The organism is Tetragenococcus muriaticus DSM 15685 (assembly GCF_000423785.1).
In the GTDB taxonomy this organism is placed as follows: domain Bacteria; phylum Bacillota; class Bacilli; order Lactobacillales; family Enterococcaceae; genus Tetragenococcus; species Tetragenococcus muriaticus.
The window spans coordinates 1-3,628 of sequence record NZ_AUIQ01000093.1; the positions used below are offsets into that span (position 1 = coordinate 1).

Annotated in this window: 5 protein-coding genes; 2 read left to right on the plus strand and 3 right to left on the minus strand. The window is 31.2% G+C overall.

The genetic code is table 11. The annotated features are described in order from the left end of the window. Positions 1 to 81: 81 nt before the first annotated feature. The 3 genes from G577_RS12510 to G577_RS0110125 all read right to left on the minus strand — a co-directional run bounded on the left by G577_RS12510 (position 82) and on the right by G577_RS0110125 (position 1,778). Positions 82 to 627, minus strand: a complete 546-nt coding sequence (locus G577_RS12510) for a DUF6577 family protein (protein ID WP_342341853.1) — start codon at positions 625 to 627, stop codon at positions 82 to 84. A gap of 25 nt (positions 628 to 652) precedes the next feature. Further along, positions 653 to 859, minus strand: coding sequence for a hypothetical protein (locus G577_RS12515; protein WP_244869467.1), 207 nt, complete (start codon positions 857 to 859; stop codon positions 653 to 655). A 589-nt stretch (positions 860 to 1,448) separates the two neighbouring features. After that, positions 1,449 to 1,778 (minus strand): helix-turn-helix domain-containing protein, encoded by a 330-nt coding sequence (locus tag G577_RS0110125; protein ID WP_028791066.1) that lies wholly within the window; start codon positions 1,776 to 1,778, stop codon positions 1,449 to 1,451. A gap of 376 nt (positions 1,779 to 2,154) precedes the next feature. Here G577_RS0110125 and rpe point away from each other — a divergent pair, with 376 nt between their 5' ends. Continuing rightward, positions 2,155 to 2,811: a ribulose-phosphate 3-epimerase gene (gene rpe / locus G577_RS0110130; RefSeq protein WP_028791067.1), complete on the plus strand. Its 657-nt coding sequence runs from the start codon at positions 2,155 to 2,157 to the stop codon at positions 2,809 to 2,811. Between the two features lie 14 nt (positions 2,812 to 2,825). Further along, positions 2,826 to 3,575, plus strand: coding sequence for a glucose-6-phosphate isomerase family protein (locus tag G577_RS0110135; protein WP_028791068.1), 750 nt, complete (start codon positions 2,826 to 2,828; stop codon positions 3,573 to 3,575). Positions 3,576 to 3,628 lie beyond the last annotated feature (53 nt).

The following is a 3,628-nucleotide window of genomic DNA, read 5'->3' on the forward strand; positions in this document are numbered from 1 at the left end:
AATTTTGTCTAGCAACTTCAAGAGTAAACAAATAAAAAATCGGACAGTTTATTTTAGCTTTTTTTCAAAGTTCACAATTATTCAGTAGGCATTATTTAATCTTTTTTGACTGTTTCTTTTTTTAGCATAACGAGCTAAAGTTGAGAAATTAATACTATACGTATCTATCGCGTTCATAATAATTGTATTAATTTCTGAATAACTTATTGGAAGAATAACGGGATCATTAATCAGTAAGTCAACAATGAGTTTCTCTAATTTTGGGATGTAGTAATTATCGTTAACTTTATATAACGGAGCATCAAAATGTAAGCGGGTAACGATAATATTTTCTTCTTGCGCAGAAACGTAATAGTCATACATTTCTTGATCAGGAGATAAGAACGTATTAGAGAAGTTTTCTTGTAGAAAATAAAAAGCAGCATCTAGCGCATCTATATCAGTTTCTACAATAATATTATCGGTTTGGTAAATATGATTGGAGAGGTTACTAACCCATTTCGTTGGATAAATACTAAATTTAACATAAGGAAATTTTTCTTGTAATAAATTAGCAATTTCGTCCATTCTCTTTGTTCGTTTTGGATGAAATTGTTTCTTTTCTTTTAGAGCATATTCTCCGCGCATAGGGCTGTAAATTTATACGACGGATTTATTTGGAGATTATGGCGAGATATTCTCCGCGCATAGGGCTGTAAATTATTCCTTGTTGTTTTAATTCATAAATCCGCCACCGTAGCGTAGAGATAGGCAATTCTGGATTAAATTGATGATAGAAATTTAATAGATCTTGTGTACTTACGAGTTGTTGTTTTTTCAGGAATTCTTCTAATTCTTTTACATGCAGTGCGTTTTTCATTCTAACATCTCTTTTTACCAAATATTTGGGTCAAAATTAACTTATCACCCGAATATTTGCTATTGTTAATTTTTAATAGTAGTTTTTAGATGAAAAACTTATTCTAATAATCAGTTAATAAGTAGAGGTTGAAGGTTGATAGAAAGTCGGCTATAAACTATCTTTTAAGAAATAATATTATGAAGTGATCGTAGGTGTAAGTTTACTGAGTTTTATTGATGAATGGACAAAAAAGAAGCAATATTTTTGTAACTAATTTGTCAGTGCGGCTGATCATACCGCTGCAAAATAGTACAAGTAATTTGAGGAAATTGGGGTGGATATAGTATATGAAGAAAGATTAACTGAAACTACATAAGATTGATCGATCAGAGTTATAAGAATATTAAATAGTCCACACAGAAGATACGATTTTTGTGTTAGACCATTACCAGATCACTCGAAATATAAATAATTTATGTTACGATTTTGAGAATCTTTAAATGCTATATAAAATAAAGGCCTTCAACAGTTAGAGCTGATGGAGGTCTTTATTTATAAGCAAAATCATCTATTATTTTTACAATGTGACTGAAAAACAAAGTTAGTGTTACTTCGTTTCATTTAATAAATATAAAAATAGCTGTATCATTTCCTTTTGTTTACTATAAGGAAGCTCACTCAATTTTTGCAACAGCTCTTCATATTTTTCATCACTATCAGGAAATCTTGCACCAAAAAACTCTTCGGGCGTAACTTCGAGCGCATTTATAATATTTTCTAACGTTTCCATTTTCATGTTATATTTCATGTTTTCGGCTTTACTAATGTACTTTGGTTCTCTATCAGCTTTTTCGGAAAGATAGGTTTGGGTCCAACCCTTTTCTTCGCGTAAGTGTCTAATTCTAACTGAGATGTATTCATGAAGCGGATGACTCATCGCACTCAACTCCTTTATGTTTAAGGATATAGTGCTTTAGAGAACACTTAAACACACTTATGCAACACCTTTTATAATAAAGCGTTGTAAAGAACACTTAAGTGTGTTAATATTTTAGACATGAAGTAGAAAAGCCATTTTTACTATCACGTTATAAATTATTTCCATATTATGGGGAGTAACTACGTTTTAGGCTTAACCCAAATCTTATGCCAAATTATTTGGTATAAGGTTTGGGATTTTTTATTTATTTTCAACTTAAAAAGGAAGTGATGTACTTACAATGAGAGAAGTGAGAATTGAAATAAGATAAGTTTATGTAAAGGTTTTTATTAACTAATTAAAAATTGATTTTTTGAAAGGAATGAGTGCAGTTATGAATAAGATATCTCCTTCTTTAATGTGTGTAGATATGTTTAATTTAAAAAAAGAAATAGATGTATTGGATAGTTCAGAAATTGATAGTTATCACGTAGATATTATGGATGGTCATTTTGTTCCAAATTTTTGTTTGAATAGTTATATTATTGAAGATCTGAAAGCGGTTTCTGATACTGCTATTGATGTTCATCTAATGGCAACAAACCCCGAACAATACATTGATCACTTTGCACAAGCTGGGGCGGATATCATTACTCCCCATATTGAAGCTTTAGATCATCCTATACGTACTTTAAAAAAGATACGTTCTCTCGGTAAGCGAGCTGGTTTGGCAATTAATCCTGCTACTGATATTAATCAGTTTAACTATTTGGCTAAATATTTAGATCTAGTTTGTGTTATGACTGTAGATCCGGGCTTTTCTGGACAAAAAATGGTACCGGAAACATTAGACAAGATAGAAAGACTAAAAGAAATATTTGAAGCAAAAAGTGTGTCTGTTGATATTATGGTGGACGGGCAAGTAAAAGCGGAAACTGCAAGTAGAATGACTAAAGCAGGAGCCAATTGGTTAGTGGTTGGTACATCTGGATTATTCAATTTTCCACAAGAAGAGTACGCGACTTTAATTAACGACTTGAAAGATGCTTAAAGGAGTTACAAAAAATGAAGTTACCATTATTAGAATTTCCAACAAAACTCGATAGTGATGGAAAATTTGAAAATAATTTTGAAGGAGTTAGCTATAGTAAATGTAATCCAAAATATTCAAACCAAATGAACGGCTTATTATATGAGCCGCAATATGAACGATCAGAAATTCATTATTATGATTTTTACTTGGACATGGGGTTTAATCAATATAAGAAAATTTTTAAAGATAATGACGTTCGCTATGATTTGATTTATATGGAAGGAGGTACTCCGAGTCAAGAATATATAAAAACATCTGGGCATTTTCATAAAAAAATTGAGGGGCAAGATATAAGTTACCCTGAGATTTATCAAGTTATACAAGGAAAAGCCGTTTTTATTTTACAAAAGGTTGATGATTGGGAAAAAGAAGATGAACCATTAGTTGTTGAAGACTGTATTTTAGTTGAGGTAAACGCAGGGGAAACAGTTATTATTCCCCCTAATTATGGTCATTGCGCAGTAAATGTGACTGATGAACCTATGATTTTTATTGATTTGATTTCTATTCATAGTGACAATGACTACGCTTCGATTAAGCAGAGTAGGGGAATGTGTTGTTATATTTTGAAATTTGATGATTCCTATAGAGTTGAAAAAAATGAAAATTATATTTTTAATACAGAAATTCGAAAGATGAATCCCAAAGAAAGTTCGAAATTAGGAACGTTAAATAATCATTCACTCAAGTTTCGCACACCAAATTCGGTAGATAAGCCTTGATATAATTGGGCAGCGTATCGATCCAGAGCTGCAGTTGACTTTCAATGAAGTCT